The organism is Pseudalkalibacillus decolorationis (genome assembly GCF_024609785.1).
Taxonomy (GTDB): Bacteria; Bacillota; Bacilli; order Bacillales; family Fictibacillaceae; genus Pseudalkalibacillus; species Pseudalkalibacillus decolorationis.
The window spans coordinates 1-432 of record NZ_JANHJQ010000081.1; the positions used below are offsets into that span (position 1 = coordinate 1).

The 432-nt window shown below is 37.0% G+C and carries 1 protein-coding gene; it reads left to right on the forward strand.

Annotation, left to right across the window (positions count from 1 at the left end; all coding sequences use genetic code 11):
- A partial coding sequence (locus NON16_RS25410) for a reverse transcriptase/maturase family protein (RefSeq protein ID WP_257352405.1) occupies positions 1 to 432 on the forward strand: 432 nt, incomplete at both ends.

Consider the following 432-nt stretch of genomic DNA (forward strand, 5'->3'; position numbering starts at 1 on the left):
ATTTTTCGATAATGTCAATCATGCACTTCTTATCAAACAATTATGGAACTTAGGTATCCATGATAGAAGAGTATTAGCTTGTATTTCCAAAATGTTAAAAGCTGAAATTGATAAAGAAGGAATACCCTCTAAAGGTGTACCGCAGGGTGGTATTTTATCGACGATATTATCGAACGTTGTACTAAATGATTTAGACCAGTGGGTTGCAGGACAGTGGGAGTTTTTCCCTCTTATAAAACATTATAAAACAAAAGAAGGTGAAAGATACGCTAAGAAGCGTACGAACCTGAAAGAGGGGTACCTCGTCCGCTATGCGGACGATTTTAAAATCCTCTGTCGAGATGGTAAAACGGCTCAAAAATGGTATCACGCAGTTAGATTATACTTGAAGGAACGTTTGAAACTAGATATTTCACCAGAGAAATCGCAAAT